Annotated in this window: 16 protein-coding genes; 14 read left to right on the top strand and 2 right to left on the bottom strand. The window is 63.7% G+C overall.

Annotated elements, in window-relative coordinates:
- Nucleotides 1-9 precede the first annotated feature (9 nt).
- Both LB565_RS16120 and gndA read left to right on the top strand, forming a co-directional pair.
- Entirely contained in the window at nucleotides 10-1638 is a 1629-nt protein-coding gene (locus tag LB565_RS16120; RefSeq protein WP_224585650.1) for a copper resistance CopC/CopD family protein, read from the top strand.
- Between the two features lie 57 nt (nucleotides 1639-1695).
- Nucleotides 1696-3183 carry an NADP-dependent phosphogluconate dehydrogenase gene (gndA, locus tag LB565_RS16115; RefSeq protein ID WP_318012164.1) on the top strand — a complete coding sequence of 496 codons (1488 nt, stop codon included), beginning with the start codon at nucleotides 1696-1698 and terminating at the stop codon, nucleotides 3181-3183.
- Between the two features lie 133 nt (nucleotides 3184-3316).
- On the opposite strand, the gene LB565_RS16110 is transcribed toward gndA, so the two are convergent.
- Nucleotides 3317-4360 (bottom strand): LacI family DNA-binding transcriptional regulator, encoded by a 1044-nt coding sequence (locus LB565_RS16110; protein ID WP_224585648.1) that lies wholly within the window; start codon nucleotides 4358-4360, stop codon nucleotides 3317-3319.
- 386 nt (nucleotides 4361-4746) lie between these two features.
- Here LB565_RS16110 and LB565_RS16105 point away from each other — a divergent pair, with 386 nt between their 5' ends.
- The 8 genes from LB565_RS16105 (at nucleotide 4747) to LB565_RS16070 (ending at nucleotide 12736) form a co-directional block, all read left to right on the top strand.
- A complete protein-coding gene (locus LB565_RS16105; protein WP_224585646.1) occupies nucleotides 4747-5985 on the top strand; it encodes an ABC transporter substrate-binding protein in 1239 nt (412 codons plus the stop codon).
- A gap of 82 nt (nucleotides 5986-6067) precedes the next feature.
- Entirely contained in the window at nucleotides 6068-6961 is an 894-nt protein-coding gene (locus LB565_RS16100) for a carbohydrate ABC transporter permease (RefSeq protein ID WP_224585643.1), read from the top strand.
- Nucleotides 6954-7886: a carbohydrate ABC transporter permease gene (locus LB565_RS16095; protein ID WP_224585641.1), complete on the top strand. Its 933-nt coding sequence runs from the start codon at nucleotides 6954-6956 to the stop codon at nucleotides 7884-7886. Before LB565_RS16100 ends, LB565_RS16095 begins: the two co-directional genes overlap by 8 nt.
- Nucleotides 7887-7888: 2 nt before the next feature.
- A complete protein-coding gene (locus LB565_RS16090; protein ID WP_224585679.1) occupies nucleotides 7889-8989 on the top strand; it encodes an ABC transporter ATP-binding protein in 1101 nt (366 codons plus the stop codon).
- 30 nt (nucleotides 8990-9019) lie between these two features.
- Nucleotides 9020-9772, top strand: a complete 753-nt coding sequence (locus LB565_RS16085; RefSeq protein ID WP_224585640.1) for a sugar phosphate isomerase/epimerase family protein — start codon at nucleotides 9020-9022, stop codon at nucleotides 9770-9772.
- A gap of 6 nt (nucleotides 9773-9778) precedes the next feature.
- The gene (locus LB565_RS16080; RefSeq protein ID WP_224585638.1) at nucleotides 9779-10921 is read left to right on the top strand and encodes a Gfo/Idh/MocA family protein; all 1143 of its coding nucleotides are present in this window, start codon (nucleotides 9779-9781) and stop codon (nucleotides 10919-10921) included.
- A 216-nt stretch (nucleotides 10922-11137) separates the two neighbouring features.
- On the top strand, nucleotides 11138-12184 hold the full coding sequence (mgrA, locus tag LB565_RS16075; RefSeq protein WP_224585637.1) for an L-glyceraldehyde 3-phosphate reductase: 1047 nt from the start codon (nucleotides 11138-11140) through the stop codon (nucleotides 12182-12184).
- A gap of 147 nt (nucleotides 12185-12331) precedes the next feature.
- Nucleotides 12332-12736, top strand: a complete 405-nt coding sequence (locus LB565_RS16070) for a Fur family transcriptional regulator (protein ID WP_041003614.1) — start codon at nucleotides 12332-12334, stop codon at nucleotides 12734-12736.
- 217 nt (nucleotides 12737-12953) lie between these two features.
- Here the strand turns inward: LB565_RS16070 and polA are convergent, their stop codons facing one another.
- Entirely contained in the window at nucleotides 12954-15914 is a 2961-nt protein-coding gene (gene polA, locus LB565_RS16065) for a DNA polymerase I (protein ID WP_224585636.1), read from the bottom strand.
- 425 nt (nucleotides 15915-16339) lie between these two features.
- Here polA and LB565_RS16060 point away from each other — a divergent pair, with 425 nt between their 5' ends.
- The 4 genes from LB565_RS16060 to LB565_RS16045 all read left to right on the top strand — a co-directional run bounded on the left by LB565_RS16060 (nucleotide 16340) and on the right by LB565_RS16045 (nucleotide 18913).
- Nucleotides 16340-17725 (top strand): M20/M25/M40 family metallo-hydrolase, encoded by a 1386-nt coding sequence (locus LB565_RS16060; RefSeq protein ID WP_224585635.1) that lies wholly within the window; start codon nucleotides 16340-16342, stop codon nucleotides 17723-17725.
- Nucleotides 17726-17846: 121 nt separating this feature from the next.
- Nucleotides 17847-18467, top strand: coding sequence for a ribonuclease D (locus LB565_RS16055; protein WP_224513781.1), 621 nt, complete (start codon nucleotides 17847-17849; stop codon nucleotides 18465-18467).
- Between the two features lie 52 nt (nucleotides 18468-18519).
- Complete coding sequence (locus LB565_RS16050) at nucleotides 18520-18717, top strand: hypothetical protein (protein ID WP_224585634.1); 198 nt, start codon at nucleotides 18520-18522, stop codon at nucleotides 18715-18717.
- Nucleotides 18718-18766: 49 nt separating this feature from the next.
- Nucleotides 18767-18913 (top strand): hypothetical protein, encoded by a 147-nt coding sequence (locus tag LB565_RS16045; RefSeq protein ID WP_140836137.1) that lies wholly within the window; start codon nucleotides 18767-18769, stop codon nucleotides 18911-18913.
- The last annotated feature ends 199 nt before the right edge of the window (nucleotides 18914-19112 follow it).

Below are 19112 nucleotides of genomic sequence, written 5' to 3'. Positions count from 1 at the left end.
TATGACGGCATGAACGCAGCACTGCCTTCCTCGATGAACCGCATGCTTGCCGGCTCGCTTGCCTGGCTGGTCGCGGCGCTTATGGCGATGGCGATAGTGGCAATACCCGGCCGCGCCTTGGCGCATGCGGCGCTTGTCGCGACCGACCCGGCTGACGGCGCCGTGCTGACGCAAGGTCCCGGCAAATTCTCGCTGATCTTCAGCGAGCCTGTCTCGCCGCTGGTGCTGACGCTTGTGCGGCCGGACGGCTCGCAGCTTGCGCTGACATCCTTCCGTCTCAAGGACCAGACGGTCGAGATCGACAATCCCGAAACGCTCAAATCCGGCACGCATGTGCTAAGCTGGCGGGTGGTGTCGGTCGACGGCCATCCGGTCGGCGGCTCGGCGCTTTTTTCCATCGGCGCGCCAAGTGCCGCGCCGGTGGCGGGCGAAGCCGTGGACTGGACGCTGCGCGCGGCGATCTGGCTCGGCAAGCTGTTTCTCTATGCCGGGCTTTTTCTCGGCATCGGCGGCGCGTTCGCGCTTGCCTGGTTGGCCGAGGACCGGCGCCGCGGCCAGCGCTTCGTCGCCGCGGCACTGCTTTTCGGCCTTGCCGGCGCGCCGTTGTCGCTAGGGTTGCAGGGGCTGGACGGCCTTGGCGCGCCGCTCGCCCGGTTTGCGGCGCCGACAGTCTGGAAGACCGCGCTGGAAACGAGCTTCGTCTGGACGGTGCTGATCGGCTTGATCGCGCTCGGTCTCGCGCTGCTTTCGCTTGCCGGTCCGTCAGGCCTTCGCAAGCTGTCGGCAAGCGCAGCACTGCTCGGTGTCGGCGTCGCCCTTGCCGTCAGCGGCCATGCCAGCGCCGCCCAACCGCAATGGCTGACGCGGCCACTGGTGTTCCTGCACGGCACCGCGATCGCCTTCTGGGCCGGTTCGCTGGCGCCGCTCGGGCTGGCGTTGCGGCAGCAGCCGGCGGAAGCAAAAGCCTTTCTGCGGCGCTTCTCCCGCGCGATCCTGCCGGTCGTCATCGCGCTTGCCGCCAGCGGCATCGTGCTGGCGATCATCCAGGTGCAGCAGCCGGTAGCGTTGATCCATACTGCTTATGGCCGTCTGCTGCTGCTCAAGCTCGCCCTGCTGCTCTTCCTGTTCACGTTGGCCGCCATCAACCGCTGGACGTTGACGGCTCCCGCCGAGGCCGGCGACACCGAGGTGCAGCGGCGGATGGTTCGCTCCATCCGCATCGAGGTGGTCATCGTGCTCGCCATCTTCGGTGTCGCCGCCGGCTGGCGCTTCACCCCGCCGCCACGCGCGCTGGCGATCGCCGCCGCGCAGCCGGTGTCGATCCACATCCACACGCTGAAGGCGATGGCCGATCTCAGCATCACGCCAGGCCATGCCGGCGAGGTCGCCGCTTCGATGATGATCATGACCGGCGATTTCGGGCCTCTCGACGCCGAGGCGGTGACGCTGGTGCTGTCGAAGCCGGATTCCGGTATCGAGCCGATCAAACGGCCGGCGAGAAAACCCGGCGACGGTACCTGGCGTATCGACGATCTCGTCATCCCGCTCCCCGGCCGCTGGAACGCCCGGCTCGATATCCTCGTTTCGGACTTCGAGATGGTGAAGATCGAGGCGCCGATCGATATCCGCGGTGAGTGATATTCAGGTGAGGCCGGCCTGCGAGACGGTTGACGCAGCCGCCAAGGCCCGTCATTCATCTGGGAAAGGCGTTCTCCAGAACGCAACCCACAACAAGCATCCGAACGCAGGGAAGAAACGATGGAAAAAGCCGAAATCGGCCTGATCGGCCTTGGCACGATGGGTTCCAACCTGGCGCTCAACATCGCCGAGCATGGGCACCGCATCGCCGTCTTCAACCGCACCGCCGCGCGCACCGACGCCTTCGTCGAGAACGCCGGTTCGCTTAAGGACATGGTCGTTGCCTGCTCCAGCCTGGAGGAGCTTGCCGCGGCGATCCGCCCGCCGCGGCCGATCATCATCATGGTGCTGGCCGGCAAGCCGGTCGACGAGCAAATCGCGGCGCTGCGCGGCGTGCTTTCCGACAACGACATCGTCATCGATGCCGGCAACGCCAATTTCCGCGACACGATGCGCCGCTTCTCGGAGCTGTCCGGCTCGGGCCTGACCTTCATCGGCATGGGCGTGTCGGGCGGTGAGGAGGGCGCGCGCCACGGTCCCTCGATCATGGTCGGCGGCACGGAAGAGTCCTGGAAGCGCGTTGAAAAGGTGCTGACCGCGATCTCCGCCAAGTTCAAGGACGAGCCTTGCGCCGCCTGGCTCGGACATGACGGCGCCGGCCATTTCGTCAAGACCATCCACAACGGCATCGAATATGCCGACATGCAGATGATCGCCGAGATCTACGGCATTCTGCGCGACGGTCTCGGCATGGCGCCCAAGGAGATCGGCAAGGTCTTCGAAGAATGGAACAAAGGCCGGCTCAACTCCTACCTGATCGAGATCACCGCAAAAGTTCTCGCCGCCGACGATCCCAAGACCGGCAAGCCGGTGGTCGACATCATCCTCGACCGCGCCGGGCAGAAGGGCACCGGCAAATGGTCGGTCATCGAGGCGCAGCAACTCGGCATTCCGGCGACGGCGATCGAGGCGGCGGTCGCGGCGCGCGTGCTGTCGTCGCTCAAGGACGAGCGACAGGCGGCGGAAAAAGCCTATGGCAATATCGGCGTCGAAAAGATGTCCGGCGACAAGGCCGCGCTGCTCAAGGATCTGGAGCTCGCCTTGTTCGCCGGCAAGATCGCGGCTTACGCCCAAGGCTTTGCGGTGATGAGCGGCGCCTCCAAGGAATTCAACTGGAACCTGCCGATGCCGACCATCGCCAAGATCTGGCGCGCCGGCTGCATCATCCGCTCGCAGATGCTGGACACGATGGCCGAGGCGTTCGGTTCGGGCGGCGCTTCCACCAACCTGCTGATGGCGCCGGCCTTCATCGCCATGATGGAGGAGGCACATCCGTCGCTAAGGCGCATCGTGGCGCGCGCATCCGAAGCCGGCTCGCCCGTGCCGGCGCTGTCCTCGGCACTTGCCTATTTCGACAGCTACCGCCAGGGCCGCGGCACCTCGAACCTGATCCAGGCGCAGCGCGATTTCTTCGGCGCGCACGGCTTCGAGCGTATCGGCGAGCAGGGGGCGTTCCATGGACCTTGGGGGAGTGGGGCCGCCTAGGGCCAGGTGAGGCCGGCCTGCAATTGGCGGCTTCCTGCGCTTCCGGTGCTCACGTACTTTAAGTACGCTCCGCTCCGGTTCTCGGAAGCCACCATTTTCGACTCGGCCTGACCTGCCCCTCAAGTCGCGCCAATCAGCCGCGATAAGGCAGGACCTCGCTCGGCGTGCTCAGCGATTGCAGCGAGCCCGGGTCGGCACCACCGATCCAGCCGAGCACCGCGCGGGCGAGTTCGGAGCCGGCCAGCCGGAAGTTCTCGTTGACGACGAGCAGCTCCCGCCTGAACAGATGCAGCAGCTCCGACGATTGTTTCGACACCACGTCGACGTCGCGACCGAGCTTCAGCCCGGCATCCTCGATGCCGGCCACGATGGCGAGCGTCGCTGCGGCGGCGCTGCTGACGAAGCCGTCCGGCCGGTCCTTGCGCCGCATCAATTGCGCTGTGCGCATCCTGATCTGCTCGATCGACTGGTCGATGGAGACCGTGTTGAACGGCACCTCGCTGGCGCCGACCTCGCTCAGCGCATCGGCAAAGCCGTTCACCGTGTGACCATAATAGGTGAGGCCAACCGGCGGCGTCACAAGCGCAAGCCGGTTGTGGCCCATGCCGGCGAGATAGCGCACGGCTTCGCCCGCAAAGGTGTAGTTGTCGAAGTCGTGATAGGGATGCACCAGCCCCATGTCAGTGCGGCCATGCGTGGCGAAGGGAATGCCGCGCTCCAGCATGTAGCGCGCCCGCGGATCGTTGGGCTGGGTGCGTGAGATGATGACGCCGTCGGCCGAGCCCGTCTCGACCAGATAGCGCACCGGGTCCAGCGGATCCTGCGAGCGCGAATAGGGCGTGACGATCAGATGGTAGGGCGTGTCTGCGATCACCTCGGTGACGCCGTAGATGATGTCCGAGACGAAGCTCATCAGCTCGTGCTCGGTGTTGAGCACGAGCGAGATGACGTTGGTCTTGCCGGTCCGCAAACGTACGCCGGCGCGGTTGGGGCGATAGCCGATCTGCTTGGCGACGAGTTGCACGCGACGCCTGGTCTCGGCGCCGATCTCGGGCGCATCCTTCAGCGCGCGCGAGACCGTCGTGACACCAAGCCCCGTCATGAAGGCGAGCGTCTTCAGCGTCGGCCGCTCCTTGCCTGACGCGTCGTCGTCCTTCTTCGTTACCCGTCTATCCATTCGTCCCGCCCGTCAGGCGCATAGCAGCCGCGGGGCTGTGCGGCAATCGCACGGTGTTGACTTTTGCGCGTCCTTTAGCCCGCAGCTTGGCTCAGTATACTGAAACGTTACAGGTTGCCAAGATTCGTGACTGCCAGGCGAGGCCGCAACCTCTGCGCTCCGAGTATGGAGAACAATCGAAAGCCACTGGAATCACAAAGAAATATCGGCTTCCGCGTGAATTTGGCACCAATCGAGTGCCTCCACGGTAGTTTCGTCGCCTCGGCAGAAAGATTTTGTTCGTGCCTCGAAAAAATGTTTCCCGACTTTGAAGCGAGGGGTTGCCTAGGCGGATCATTTGCCGTATCGAAAATCTGTAACGTTTCAGATTCTGGGAGGAAGCCGAAATGCGATATAAATTCCTGACTGCCGCCTTTGCCGCGACCGTTGCGCTCAACTTCGCTGGTCCGGCCGCCGCGACCGACCTGGAGGTCACCCACTGGTGGACTTCCGGCGGCGAGGCGGCCGCGGTGGCCGAGCTTGCCAAGGCATTCGACGCGACGGGCAATCACTGGGTCGACGGCGCCATCGCCGGCTCCGGCGGCACGGCGCGGCCGATCATGATCAGCCGCATCACCGGCGGCGATCCGATGGGCGCCACCCAGTTCAACCACGGCCGCCAGGCGGAGGAGCTGGTGCAGGCCGGGCTGATGCGCGATCTCACCGACATCGCCACCAAGGACAAGTGGACGGAGATCGTGCGGCCGAAGAGCCTGCTCGATAGCTGCACGATCGACGGCAAGATCTATTGCGTGCCGGTCAACATCCATTCCTGGCAATGGCTGTGGCTGTCCAACGAGGCCTTCCAGAAGGCCGGCCTGCCAGTGCCGAAGGACTGGAATGAGTACGTTAAGGACGCGCCGGCGCTGGAAAAGGCTGGCATCATCCCGCTCGCCATGGGCGGCCAGCCCTGGCAGGCATCGGGCGCCTTCGACGTGCTGATGGCCGCGACCGGGGGCACCGACACGTTCCTCAAGGTCTACAAGGACAAGGACGCCAAGTTTGCCGCCGGTCCCGAGATCGCCAAGGTGTTCAAGGCCGCCGACGACGCCCGCAAGATGGCCAAGAACACCAATGTGCAGGACTGGAATCAGGCCACCAACCTGGTCATCACCGGCAAGGCCGCCGGCCAGATCATGGGCGACTGGGCGCAGGGCGAGTTCCAGGTCGCCGGCAAGACCGCCGGCAAGGACTATACCTGCCTGCCCGGCCTTGGGCTCAACGAAGTCATCGCCACCGGCGGCGACGCCTTCTACTTTCCCCTGCTCAAGGATGAAGCGAAGTCCAAGGCGCAGGTGGTGCTCGCCGAAACCTTACTCGACCCCAAGACCCAGGTCGCCTTCAATCTCAAGAAGGGCTCGCTGCCGGTGCGCGGCGACGTCGACCTCAACACAGCGAACGACTGCATGAAGAAGGGTCTCGCCATCCTCGCCAAGGGCGCGGTCATGCCGTGGACGGACCAGCTGCTTTCGCAGGACACCCAGAAGCAGAAGGAGGACCTGTTCTCCGAATTCTTCGCCAAGCCCGACATGACGCTCGAAGAGGCGCAGAAGCGCTTCGCCGACATCATCGCCTCTGCGGACTGACAACAACCGGCGCCCCCGCCGGCTTCCGACCCCAGCCTATCGGGGTCGGGAGCTCGATGTCCTCATTGCCCAGCCGGCCGAGATGAGCAGCAGCAAACGCCCCAGTAAGCTTTTCCGCAACCTGAACGCCAAGGTCGCATCGGTCCCGATGATCCTGACGGCGCTTGTGGTGTTCGTCGGCGGCACGGCCTGGACGGTGCTCTATTCCTTCACCAATTCGAAGCTTTTGCCGCGGCTCAATTTCGTTGGGCTCGACCAGTATCACCGGCTCTGGTCGACGTCGCGCTGGCTGGTCTCGATCGAGAACCTCTTGATCTACGGCGCGATCTCGCTGGTCTTCTCGCTGATCATCGGCTTCCTGCTTGCAGCCCTTCTCGACCAGAAGATCCGCTTCGAGGATACGTTCCGCACCATCTTCCTCTATCCCTTTGCGCTGTCCTTCATCGTCACCGGGCTGGTCTGGCAATGGCTGCTCAACCCGGATTTCGGCGTCCAACGCGTCGTGCGCGATCTCGGCTGGACGAGCTTCAGCTTTGACCCGCTCTATAATTCCAGCATCGTCATCTACGGCATTTCGATCGCGGCGCTCTGGCAGGGCACGGGCCTGGTCATGTGTCTGATGCTCGCCGGGCTGCGCGGCATAGACGAAGACATCTGGAAGGCGGCAAGGGTGGATGGGATACCCATGTGGAAGACCTACCTCTTCATCGTCATCCCGATGATGCGGCCGGTCTTCATCACCACGCTGGTGATCATCGCGGCCGGCATCGTCAAGGTTTATGACCTGGTCGTGGCGCAGACTAGCGGCGGCCCCGGCATCGCCTCGGAAGTGCCGGCGAAATATGTCTACGACTACATGTTCTTCGCCCAGAATCTCGGCCAGGGTTTCGCCGCCTCGACCATGATGCTGTTGTCGGTGGTGATCGTCATCGTGCCATGGGCCTATCTCGAATTCGGAGGCAAGAAGCGTGGCTGACGTCGCCTCCCTGTCCACCGGTGCGCAAGCGCTCAAGCGCAATGCAACCGGCCCGAGCGGACCAAAGCCGCGGCATGTGCTGTCGCGCCGCAACATCTTCCTCTACGGCACGCTGATCGTCGTGGCGCTCTATTACCTCTTGCCGCTCTACGTGATGATCGTCACGTCGCTGAAGGGCATGCCGGAAATTCGGCTCGGCAACATCTTCTCGCCGCCGGTGGAGATCACCTTCGAACCCTGGGTGAAAGCCTGGGCGACCGCCTGTACCGGCCTCAACTGCGACGGGCTCTCGCGCGGCTTCTGGAATTCGGTGCGCATCACCGTGCCATCGGTGATCCTGTCGATCGCGATCGCCTCGGTGAACGGCTATGCACTTGCCAACTGGCGCTTCAAGGGCGCCGACACCTTCTTCATCATCCTGATCGTCGGCGCCTTCATCCCCTACCAGGTGATGATCTATCCGATCGTCATCATCCTGCGAGAGATCGGCATATACGGTACGCTGACCGGGCTGGTGATCGTGCATTCGATCTTCGGCATGCCGATCCTGACGCTCTTGTTCCGCAACTATTTCACCTCGATGCCGGAGGAGCTGTTCCGCGCCGCGCGCGTCGACGGCGCCGGTTTCTGGGGCATCTATCTGCGCATCATGCTGCCGATGTCGCTGCCGATCTTCGTCGTCGCCATCATCCTGCAGGTGACCGGCATCTGGAACGATTTCCTGTTCGGCGTCGTCTACACGCGTCCCGACACCTATCCAATGACGGTGCAGCTCAACAACATCGTCAATTCTGTGCAAGGCGTGAAGGAATATAACGTCAACATGGCCGCGACCATCCTCACCGGCCTCGTTCCCCTCATCGTCTATTTCGTTTCCGGCAAGCTCTTCGTGCGCGGCATCGCCGCCGGCGCGGTGAAAGGATGATGATGGCAGCTGAAATCGCCAATCCCAGCGTTTCGATCCAGGACCTGTCGCTCAATTTCGGCGCCGTCTCGGTGCTGCAGACGCTCAACCTGGATGTCGCCAACGGCGAGTTCATCGTGCTACTCGGCCCGTCCGGCTGCGGCAAGTCGACCTTGCTCAACTGTATTGCCGGCCTGCTCGACATTTCGGAAGGCCGCATCTTCATCAAGGGCAAGAACGTCACCTGGGAAGAGCCGAAGGACCGCGGCATCGGCATGGTGTTCCAGTCCTATGCGCTCTATCCGCAGATGACGGTGGAGAGGAACCTCTCTTTCGGCCTGCGCGTCGCCGGCGTGCCGAAGGACGAGATCGCCAAACGCATCGCGCGCGCCGCCGAGATCCTGCAGATCGAGCCGCTGCTGCAGCGGAAGCCCTTGGCGCTGTCCGGCGGCCAGCGCCAGCGCGTGGCGATCGGGCGCGCGCTGGTGCGCGATGTCGACGTCTTCCTGTTCGACGAGCCGCTTTCCAATCTCGATGCCAAGCTGCGTTCGGAGCTGCGCGTGGAGATCAAGCTTCTGCACCGCAGGCTTCAGAACACCATGATCTACGTCACGCACGACCAGATCGAGGCGATGACGCTGGCCGACCGCATTGCGGTCATGAAGGGCGGCGTGATCCAGCAGCTCGACGCGCCGCAGACGATCTACAACCGCCCCGTAAATCGCTTTGTGGCCGGCTTCCTCGGCTCGCCGGCGATGAATTTCTTAGACGGCAGGCTGGAGAAGGACGGCGGCGACTGGCTGTTTGTCGTCGAGGACGTGCGCATCCCGCTTGCGACCTATGCCTTCGAGAAGGAACCGGCGCCGGGGCCCGCGGTCTTCGGCATCCGGCCTGAGCATGTCGCCTTCAACAGCGGAACGGGCTGGCCCTTCACCGCGACGGCCAATGTCGAGGTCGTCGAGCCGATGGGTTCCGACACGCTGGTCTGGCTGAAGCTCGGCCAGCAGAACTTCACCGTGCGCGTCACTTCCGAACGCACGCCGAAGAACGGGGATGCGGTCAGCGTCGGTTTCGATCCGATGCGCGCCTCGCTCTTCGACGCTCAAACCGGCAACCGCCTTTAACCTCCCAAGACCAATGAACGGACAGGACAGATGAACTGGTCATTCCAACTCTACAGCGCCCGCAATTTCCAGCCATGGAACGGCGTGGTGAAGATGCTTGGGCAACTCGGCTACAGCCAAGTCGAGGGCTTCGGCGGCGTCTATGACGACCCGAAGGCGTTCCGCGCCGAGCTCGACAAGAACGGGCTTGCGATGCCGACCGGGCATTTCTCGATCGATGCGCTGGAAAACGATTTCGACGGCGTGCGCAAAATCGCCGACGCGCTCGGCATCACGCTCCTGATCTGCCCCTATCTGATGCCCGATCAGCGCCCGTCCGACGCCGCCGGCTGGCGCGGTTTCGGCGAGCGTCTGGCCAAGGTCGGCGAGGTGACGAAAAAGGCCGGCTACGGCTTTGCCTGGCACAACCATGATTTCGAGTTCAAGGCGCTTGCGGACGGCTCGCTGCCGCAGGACCACATCCTGTCCGCCGCCCCCGACATCGGCTGGGAAATGGACGTCGCCTGGGTGGTGCGCGGCGGCGCCGATCCGCTGCCCTGGATCGAAAAGCATGGCAAGCGCATCGTCGCCGTCCACGTCAAGGACATGGCGAAGCCGGGGGAGGGGCTCGATGAGGATGGCTGGTCCGATGTCGGTCACGGCACGATCGACTGGGCGGGCCTGTTCAAGACATTGCGCGCCAAGAGCGCGGCACAGTATTTCATCATGGAACAGGACAACCCCAATGACATCGAGCGCTATGCCCGCCGCTCGATCGCGACAGCCAAGAGCTGGCAGGAGTAATCGAAAATGGCAAAGAAGCTTGGCGTCGGCGTCATCGGCTGCGGCAACATCTCGAAGGCGTATTTCTCGCTGGCGCCGCTGTTCCGCGGCATCAAGATGCGCGCCTGCGCGGACATCAACATGGAGGCCGCGAAGGCGCGGGCGAAGGAATTCAAGCTGCGCGCCGAGACGGTCGGCGATCTGCTCAAGGACGAAGAGATCGACATCATCGTCAATCTGACGATCCCGGCGGTGCATTACGAAGTCTCCAAGGCGGTGCTCGACGCCGGCAAGCATGTCTATTCGGAAAAGCCGTTCGTGCTGTCGATCGAGGAAGGGCTGGACCTGAAGAAGCGGGCCGAGAAGAAGGGCCTGCGCATCGGCTCGGCGCCGGATACTTTCCTCGGCGGCGCGCACCAGCTGGTCCGCGATCTCATCGACAGCGGCAAGCTCGGCGCGATCACCAGCGGCACCTGCCATGTGATGGGCCACGGCATGGAGCACTGGCACCCCAACCCGGATTTCTTCTTCCAGCCGGGCGCCGGTCCGGTGCTCGACATCGGTCCTTACTATGTCACCAACCTGATCCAGCTGATCGGACCAGTAAAACAGGTGGCGGCCTTCGCGACGACGCCGGCCAAGGAGCGGACGATCTCGTCGAAGCCGCGGGCGGGCGAGAAGATCCCGGTCAACACGCCGACCACGATCCATGCGCTGCTCGAATTCGCCAATGGCGCGGTGATCACGCTCAACACCTCCTGGGACGTCTGGAGCCACGGCCACGCGCCGATGGAGCTCTACGGCGAATTGGGCACCGTCTTCGTGCCGGACCCTAATTTCTTCGGCGGCGAGGTGCGCTTCACGGACAGCGCCAAGCCGGTGAAGAAGCTGCCGAAATGGAACCATCCGTTCGGCGTGCCGAACGAGATGCACGGCCAAGGCATGATGGCCAATTACCGCACTGCCGGCCTGGCCGACATGGCAATCGCGATCGCTGAAGGGCGGCCGCATCGCTGCTCGATGGAGCTGGCGCTGCACGCCGTCGATGTGATGACCGGCATCCTGCGCTCCGGCGAAAGCGGCAAATATGTCGCCATGCAGACGACCTGCGAACGGCCGGCCGCACTCGGCGTCAAGGACGCGAAGGCGCTGATGGCCAAGAAAAACTAAAGCATGTCTCCCGAAAGTGGGAACCGGTTTCGGGGCAAAGACATGCGCAAATCAAAACCCTAAAGCGCAGGGAGCGATCTGAAAGATTGCGATGCGCTTTAGGTGGCAACCCCCCTCTCCCCGTTTCGGCGGGGAGAGGGTAAAAGGTTAGGGGCAAGCATCGATTCAATTCAGGTTGGCGGTGATCGCCGCGCCGTTTCGATCCCGAGGATACCCATGCCCTATGTCGCCGCCGAAAACCGCTACGAGAAGATGATCTATAACCGCTGCGGGCGCTCAGGCCTGAAGCTGCCGGCGATCTCGCTCGGGCTGTGGCACAATTTCGGCAACGACAGGCCGCACAGGACCAAGCAGGCGATCGTGCGCAAGGCGTTCGACCTCGGCATCACGCATTTCGACCTCGCCAACAATTACGGACCGCCGCCCGGCTCGGCGGAAACCGCGTTCGGCGAGATCCTGCGCACCGATTTCGCCGCCTATCGCGACGAGCTGATCATCTCGACCAAGGCCGGCTACGAAATGTGGGCCGGCCCGTACGGCGAATGGGGCAGCCGCAAATATGTGCTGGCGAGCCTCGACCAGAGCCTCAAGCGCATGGGGCTCGACTATGTCGATATCTTCTATTCGCACCGTTTCGATCCCGAGACGCCGCTCGAGGAAACCATGGGCGCGCTCGACCATGCGGTGCGCTCGGGCAAGGCGCTCTATGCCGGCATCTCGTCTTACAATTCGCAGCGCACGCGGGAAGCAGCCGACATATTAAGACGGCTCGGCACGCCCTGCCTGATCCATCAGCCGAGCTATTCCATGCTCAACCGCTGGGTCGAGGAAGACGGGCTGCTCGACACGCTGGAGGGGCTGGGCATCGGCTCGATCGTGTTCTCGCCGCTGGCGCAAGGCATGCTGACCGACAAATATCTCGGCGGCATACCCGAAGGCAGCCGCGCCAGCCAGGGCAAGTCTTTGCGACCGGCCTTCATCAACGACAAGTCGATCGCCAACATAAGGGCGCTCAACGCCATTGCCGCACGGCGCGGCCAGACGCTGGCGCAGATGGCGCTGGCCTGGGTGCTGCGCAAGGGCCGGGTGACCACGGCGCTGATCGGCGCCAGCCAGCCGGAACAGGTCGAGGATTGCGTCGGCGCGCTCAAGGCGCTCGAGTTCTCCGATGCCGAGCTCGCCGAGATCGACACTTACGCGCGCGAATCCGATATCAATCTCTGGGCGGCTTCGGCCGAACGCAAGGGACCTCCGCGCAAGTAGCGATGAGCTGGCGAACCGTCTCCGTCCGGTCCGTACTTGAACGGGCGCGCTGCGGAAACGGTGGCAAAATCATTCGTTCGTCGCTATCTCAGGAATTGATGTCGTGCGCATGCGAGATCGCGTGCGGACGTCGATTGGGCGAACAAGATGACGGCAAGAGATGCGCTGACCAAGAACCAGCTCTGCGTGCTCGAGAAGCTCGAGGCGTCCAGCGGGCCGCTCAGCGCCTATACGCTGCTCGACCAGCTGCGCGAGCGCGGTTTCCGCGCGCCGCTGCAGGTCTACCGGGCGCTCGATACGCTGGTGAAGTCCGGCTTCGTGCATCGGCTCGAAAGCCTCAATTCCTTCGTCGCCTGCGCCGAGCCTCACGACCACAGCCATTCGATGACGGCCTTCGCCATCTGCGACAATTGCGGCCAGGTGACGGAGATGTCCGACCACGATGTCGATCACCGGCTGGACGAATGGGTGCGCTCGACGGGATTCGCGGCCAAGAAGGCGGTGATCGAGTTTCGCGGTGTGTGCGCAAAGTGCAGGGCTGAAGCGGCTTGAGGGCCAGCTAGCCGGTTGATGCCGGCGCGAGGCACCCCCCTCTGTCCTGCCGGGCATCTCCCCCGCAAGGGGGGAGATTGGCGGGTTCCGCGCTCCGCTCATCCTGCGACGTTGAAGATTGGCGAAACCCGACGTGACGGCTGATCTCCCCCCTTGCGGGGGAGATGGCCGGCAGGCCAGAGGGGGTGTGAAGGATCGCGACGCCTGCCGGTCGGCGTCAATGCGCCTCGTCCCAGTTGTTGGCGGCGCGAGCGTCGACATGCAGCGGCACCGACATCGAGACGGCCGGCATCGGCGCGTTCTCCATCACCTTGCGCACCACGGGGATCGTCGTCTCGACCTCCGCTTCCACCGTTTCGAAGATCAGCTCGTCATGCACCTGCAACAGCATGCGGGCCGAGAGCTTCGCCTTCTCCAGCGCTTCTTCCATATGCACCATGGCGCGGCGGATGATGTCGGCGGCGGTGCCCTGGAGCCTGGCGTTGATCGAGGCGCGCTCGTTGAAGGCGCGGATCGACGGGTTGGAGGATCGTATCTCCGGATAATGGATGCGGCGGCCGAAGATGGTCTCGACGAAGCCGTTCTCCCGCGCATAGGCCTTGGTTTCCTCGATGTAGTCGCGGATGCCCGGGAAGCGCTCGAAATAGCGCTTGATATAGGCGCCCGCCTCCTCGCGCGGGATCGACAGCTGGTTGGCGAGACCGAAGGCCGAGATGCCGTAGATGATGCCGAAATTGATCGCCTTGGCGCGCCGGCGCACCTCCGAAGGCATGCCCTCGACCGGCACGTTGAACATTTCCGACGCGGTGATGGCGTGGATGTCGGCGCCGTCGGCGAAAGCCTGCTTGAGCTGCGGGATTTCGGCCACATGGGCAAGTACGCGCAATTCGATCTGGCTGTAGTCGGCCGAGACCAGCTTGTGGCCTTTTTCGGCGATGAAGGCGCTCCTGATCTTGCGCCCTTCGGCCGTGCGCACCGGGATGTTCTGCAGATTGGGATCGGAGGAGGACAGCCGCCCGGTGGTGGTCGCTGCCAGCGCATATGAGGTGTGCACGCGGTTGGTGCCGGGGTTGATGAAGCCGGGCAGCGCGTCGGTATAGGTCGATTTCAGCTTGGTGAGCTGGCGCCAGTCGACGATCTTGCGCGGCAGCTCGTGGCCTTCGGCGGCGAGGTCTTCCAAGAGCTGCGCCGAGGTCGACCATTGGCCGGTCTTGGTCTTCGAGCCGCCCGGCAGGCCCATCTTGCCGAACAAGATGTCGCCGAGCTGTTTCGGCGAGCCGATGTTGATGCGCTCGCCGACGATCCCGTAAATCTCTTCCTCGACGCGGGCAGCACCCTGGGCCAATTCGCCTGACAGCCGCGACAGGATCTGGCGGTCTACGGAGACGCCGCGCTGCTCCATGCGTGCGAGCACGGGCACCAGCGGCCTTTCCAGCCGCTCATAGACGGAAACGAGGCCCTTGGCGGCAAGCCTCGGCTTCAGCACCTGCCAGAGCCGGAGCGCCAGGTCGGCCTGCTCGCCGGCATAGGCGGTCGCACGCTCGATATCGACCTGGTCGAAGCCGATGGCACTCTTGCCGGAGCCGGCAAGCTCCTTTTTCGTAGCCGGCGCGTGGCCCAGCCATTTTTCCGACAGCGAAGCGAGGTCGTGACCGCCGGAGGTGCCTGCATCGAGCACATAGGAGATCAGCATCGTGTCGTCGAACGGAGCGACCTCGATGCCATGCCGGCTCATCACGACGATATCGTATTTCATGTCCTGTACGATCTTGAGGACCGATCGATCCTCAAGCAGCGGCTTCAGCAGCGCCAGCGCCTTGCGGACCGGGATCTGGTTCTCCACAAGGCCGCCGCCAAGCAGATCGCCATTGCCGCTCTTGTGGGCGAGCGGCACGTAGACGGCGCGGCCCGGCGCCAGCGCCATGGACAGGCCGATGAGATCGGCCTGCATCGGGTCGGACGAGGTGGTCTCGGCGTCGAAAGCAAGGATGCCGGCGTCGCGGGCTTCGGCTATCCAGGCCTCGAGCGCGGCCGTGTCGCGGATGGGCGCATAGGCCGAAATGTCGATCTTGCGCGCCGACGCGTGTTCCAGCCGCAGCGCCGAGAGGAGCGATGGGGTGTCGCCTTGCGGCGGCGCATCCTCGCCCCTGACCGGCGCAGCCGGCTTTGCGGTGTCGTTCGGCGCGGTCGGCCTTGGCACCGCCGGTGCGCCGGCGCCGACATCGGGACCATGCGCGGTATCGGCGCGTTCGACGGTGACGGCCGAGGCCTGGACGTCGCCAATGTCCGTTCCGGTCGCTTCGGCGACGCGTCGCGTCAGCGTGGTGAACTCCATCGTCTTCAGGAAGCCGATCAGCTTCGGGCCATCCGGCGCATGCAGGACAAGGTCGTCCAGGCCTTCCCTCAACGGCACGTCGTTCTTCAACGTCACCAACTCGCGAGAGATGCGGGCCTTGTCGGCATTGGCGATGATGGTCTCGCGCCGTTTCTCCTGCTTGATCTCGGAAGCGCGCGCGAGCAGCCCGTCAAGGTCGCCGAATTGTTCGAGCAATTGCGCCGCGGTCTTCGGGCCGATGCCCGGCACGCCCGGAACATTGTCGACCGAGTCGCCGGTGAGCGCCTGCAGGTCGATCATCTTTTCCGGCGGCACGCCCCATTTCTCGATCACCTCGGGAATGCCGATCTGGCGATCCTTCATCGGGTCGTACATGCCGACGGTCGGACCGACCAGCTGCATCAGATCCTTATCGGAAGAGATAATGGTGGTGTCGGCGCCGGCTTCGCAAGCCAGGCGGCAGTAAGTCGCGATGATATCGTCGGCTTCAAAGCCCTCCGTCTCTATGCAAGGGACATTGAAGGCTGCGGTCGCCTGGCGGATCAGGCCGAATTGCGGGATCAGGTCTTCCGGCGGCGCAGAGCGGTTGGCCTTGTATTCGGGGTAGAGATCGCTGCGGAAGGTTTTCGACGAATAATCGAAGATGACGGCGAAATGCGTCGGCACCACGCCGACATCGGTGTTGCGGGCGTCCTGCATCAGCTTCCACACCATGTTGCAGAAACCGAGCACGGCACTAGTCGGCAGGCCGTCGGATTTGCGGTTGAGCGGCGGCAGCGCGTGGTAGGCGCGGAAAATGTAGCCGGAGCCGTCGACGAGGAAGAGGTGATCGCCTTTTTTCATGCCGGCAGGGATAGCGCGGCCCGGCTTCGCGGTCCATGGCTAAGGCTGTGGAACCCACCGGTTCGGGCAACACCCCTGACACATCCTGTCCGGCTGGAAATTTGCCGCTCACGGGCATGTTACAAAAGTGTAATTTTCGTGCCCTTGAATCGCCATGTTCACAGACCCAAATACACGTCATCGGCAGTTTTTCGCCGAAGTCCGGAGTAAGGCCCGTCCCCCGCCTATCCCGGGCAAACTGCGGCAGCCTATCCCCCCTCTCCGGGCTGCCGCAACGTTTCGAGTAGAGACCGCCGTGGTTCCCCCTCCACCACGGCGGTCTTCTTTTATTTGGCGATAGCGATGCCGGCGTTGGTCCAACAATCACGGCTTTTCGTTTTCGGCGTGGCCCTTTAGGGTCGGCCGAAAACTCGAAAGGCTCCCGCATGTCCAGAATCGCCCCCGTCCTTGAGCGTCTCGATCAGAATCTCGACCAGAGCCTGGAGCGGCTGTTCGGCCTGCTCGGCATCAAGTCGATCTCCACCGATCCGGCCTTTGCCGCCGACTGCCGCAAGGGCGCCGAATGGCTGGTCGCCGAGCTCAAGCTGATCGGCTTCGACGCGAGTGTGCGCGACACGCCCGGACATCCGATGGTGGTGGCGCATCACGAGGGACCGGGGGGCGTGCCGCATGTGCTGTTCTACGGCCACTACGACGTCCAGCCGGTCGATCCGATCGAATTGTGGGAAACCGATCCGTTCGCGCCGTCGATCAAGGAGATCGAGCCCGGCCGCAAGGTGATCACCGGGCGCGGCTCGGCCGACGACAAGGGGCAGCTGATGACCTTCGTCGAGGCCTGCCGCGCGTGGAAGCAGGTGCATGGCAATCTGCCCTGCCGCATCACCATCCTGTTCGAAGGCGAGGAGGAATCCGGCTCGCCGTCGCTGAAGCCATTCCTGGAAGCCAACGCGGCCGAGCTGAAGGCGGATTTCGCGCTGGTCTGCGACACCAGCATGTGGAACTGCGAGACGCCGTCGATCTGCGTGTCGCTGCGCGGCATGGTCGGCGAGGAGGTCACCGTCAAGGCGGCCAACCGCGACCTGCATTCGGGCCTCTATGGCGGTCCGGCCGCCAATCCGATCCGGATCCTGGCCAAAGTGCTGGCCGATGTTCACGACAAGGACGGCCGCGTCACCATTGCGGGCTTCTATGACGGCGTCGAGGAGACGCCCTCGCAGGTGCTGAAATCCTGGGAAGGGCTTGGCGAGACTGCCGAGACCTTCCTCGGACCGGTCGGCCTCTCCATTCCGGCCGGCGAAAAGGGCCGCTCGGTGCTTGAGCTCACCTGGGCGCGGCCGACCGCGGAATTCAACGGCATTATCGGCGGATATACGGGCAAGGGCTTCAAGACGGTGATCGCGGCGGAGGCCTCGGCAAAAGTGTCGTTCCGGCTCGTTCACAAGCAGGATCCGAAGAAGATCCGCGCCGCCTTCCAGGCCTTCGTGCGCGAACGCATTCCCGGCGACTGCTCGGTCGAATTCCACCCGCATGGCGGTTCGCCAGCGATCCAGCTTTCCTACGACTCGCCGTTCCTGGCCAAAGCCAAGGATGCGCTGTCCGACGAATGGGAGAAGCAGGCGGTCACCACCGGCGGCGGCGGCTCCATTCCCGTGGTCGGTGATTTCCAGACCTATCTCGGCATGGAATCGCTGCTGGTCGGCTTCGGCCTCGACGACGACCGCATCCATTCGCCGAACGAGAAATACGAGCTGACTTCGTTCCACAAGGGTCAGCGGTCCTGGGCGCGCATCCTCGACGCGCTGACACGTTGAAATTCAACTTTCTGTTGATTTTTCTCCGGATCGCGGCGAGGACGAATGACCAGCGCAACGCGCCGCCTGCCGGCGCATCCCAGGCGATGCGCGGCATTGCGGCCGCGATCCGGAGAAGAGAATGACCGATATCCGTTTCCACAAAAACGATCTGCCTGACCTGTCGCGCTATAGTGTCGGCGCGGTCGCCATCGACACAGAGACGCTGGGGCTCAACCCGCATCGCGACCGGCTCTGCGTGGTGCAGATCTCGCCCGGCGACGGCAGCGCCGACGTCATCCAGATCGCCCCAGGGCAGAAAGAGGCGCCGAACCTCGCCAGCCTGTTGAGAAACAATACGATCACCAAGCTGTTTCACTACGGCCGCTTTGACATCGCCGTGCTCTACCACACCTTCGGCGTGATGGCCGAGCCGGTGTTCTGCACCAAGATCGCCTCGCGGCTCACCCGCACCTATACCGATCGTCACGGGTTGAAGGATCTCTGCAGCGAACTGCTCGGCATCGGCCTGTCCAAGGCGCAGCAATCCTCCGACTGGGCGGCCGAAACGCTCTCGCCCGAGCAGCTCGAATATGCCGCCTCGGACGTGCTCTATCTGCACAGGCTGCACGAGGTGCTGGGGGCGCGCCTGGCGCGCGAAAACCGCACCAAGGAGGCGGACGCCTGCTTCCGTTTCCTGCCGACGCGCGCCAAGCTCGACCTTATGGGCTGGGCGGAGGAAGACATCTTCGCGCATAGCTGACGGAACCCGGCGCGTCGAAAGGACGTTGGGGCCGGTTCGTGGAGGGAGTGAGATGGCAGAGCGCAAACCGATAGAAAGCGCGCCGAAGGACGGCTCGAAGGTCACCATCCTGTGGAAAGACAGCGACGGCGTCGTCAATGAATCCATCGGCCAGTATCGCGACGGCGGCTGGTGGGTCTACACCGACAGCGACACGCAAAAGAAGGTCGATCCGACGAGCTGGCGCCCGGCATCAGATGATGACCAGTAGGCTGCCTGCAGGTTTTCAAAGCGGGCCTCGACCGAAACAAGGGGACGCAATGAGGCAGAACACGCTCTATCTCATCATCGGGGCGCTGGTCGCGGTTGTCATCGCGCTCGGCATCTATGTCTATCGCGAGCAGACCAAGCCGAAAGGCGTCGAGCTCAAGATCGACGACAAGGGCATTTCGATCCAGCAGAATTGACCATGGTGGCCAGCCGGGAGACTGGCGCCGTGAGAGGCTAGACCGGCTTTGCGAGACGACATTGCGCCGGGGGATTTCGGCCGGAGATACGGGGCTGCGCGGGCTTGCCGTAGCCTTTGTGGTGATTTTCCACATCTGGCCGGCAGCGCTTCCCAGCGGCTATGTCGGGCTCGACATCTTCTTCGTCATGAGGCCAATT

The organism is Mesorhizobium sp. CA14, assembly GCF_020165195.1.
Lineage (GTDB): Bacteria > Pseudomonadota > Alphaproteobacteria > Rhizobiales > Rhizobiaceae > Mesorhizobium.
The sequence above is the reverse complement of the archived record's forward strand: the minus strand, read 5'-3'. Positions and strand labels throughout refer to the sequence as shown.

What these genes read in the sequence shown, in the direction of transcription:
- LB565_RS16120 (WP_224585650.1), top strand. Translation starts at nt 10, where the DNA reads ATGAACGCAGCACTGCCTTCCTCGATGAACCGCATGCTTGCCGGCTCG.
- LB565_RS16110 (WP_224585648.1), bottom strand. Translation starts at nt 4,360, where the DNA reads ATGGATAGACGGGTAACGAAGAAGGACGACGACGCGTCAGGCAAGGAG.
- LB565_RS16105 (WP_224585646.1), top strand. Translation starts at nt 4,747, where the DNA reads ATGCGATATAAATTCCTGACTGCCGCCTTTGCCGCGACCGTTGCGCTC.
- LB565_RS16100 (WP_224585643.1), top strand. Translation starts at nt 6,068, where the DNA reads ATGAGCAGCAGCAAACGCCCCAGTAAGCTTTTCCGCAACCTGAACGCC.
- LB565_RS16090 (WP_224585679.1), top strand. Translation starts at nt 7,889, where the DNA reads ATGGCAGCTGAAATCGCCAATCCCAGCGTTTCGATCCAGGACCTGTCG.
- LB565_RS16085 (WP_224585640.1), top strand. Translation starts at nt 9,020, where the DNA reads ATGAACTGGTCATTCCAACTCTACAGCGCCCGCAATTTCCAGCCATGG.
- LB565_RS16080 (WP_224585638.1), top strand. Translation starts at nt 9,779, where the DNA reads ATGGCAAAGAAGCTTGGCGTCGGCGTCATCGGCTGCGGCAACATCTCG.
- mgrA (WP_224585637.1), top strand. Translation starts at nt 11,138, where the DNA reads ATGCCCTATGTCGCCGCCGAAAACCGCTACGAGAAGATGATCTATAAC.
- LB565_RS16070 (WP_041003614.1), top strand. Translation starts at nt 12,332, where the DNA reads ATGACGGCAAGAGATGCGCTGACCAAGAACCAGCTCTGCGTGCTCGAG.
- polA (WP_224585636.1), bottom strand. Translation starts at nt 15,914, where the DNA reads ATGAAAAAAGGCGATCACCTCTTCCTCGTCGACGGCTCCGGCTACATT.
- LB565_RS16060 (WP_224585635.1), top strand. Translation starts at nt 16,340, where the DNA reads ATGTCCAGAATCGCCCCCGTCCTTGAGCGTCTCGATCAGAATCTCGAC.
- LB565_RS16055 (WP_224513781.1), top strand. Translation starts at nt 17,847, where the DNA reads ATGACCGATATCCGTTTCCACAAAAACGATCTGCCTGACCTGTCGCGC.
- LB565_RS16050 (WP_224585634.1), top strand. Translation starts at nt 18,520, where the DNA reads ATGGCAGAGCGCAAACCGATAGAAAGCGCGCCGAAGGACGGCTCGAAG.
- LB565_RS16045 (WP_140836137.1), top strand. Translation starts at nt 18,767, where the DNA reads ATGAGGCAGAACACGCTCTATCTCATCATCGGGGCGCTGGTCGCGGTT.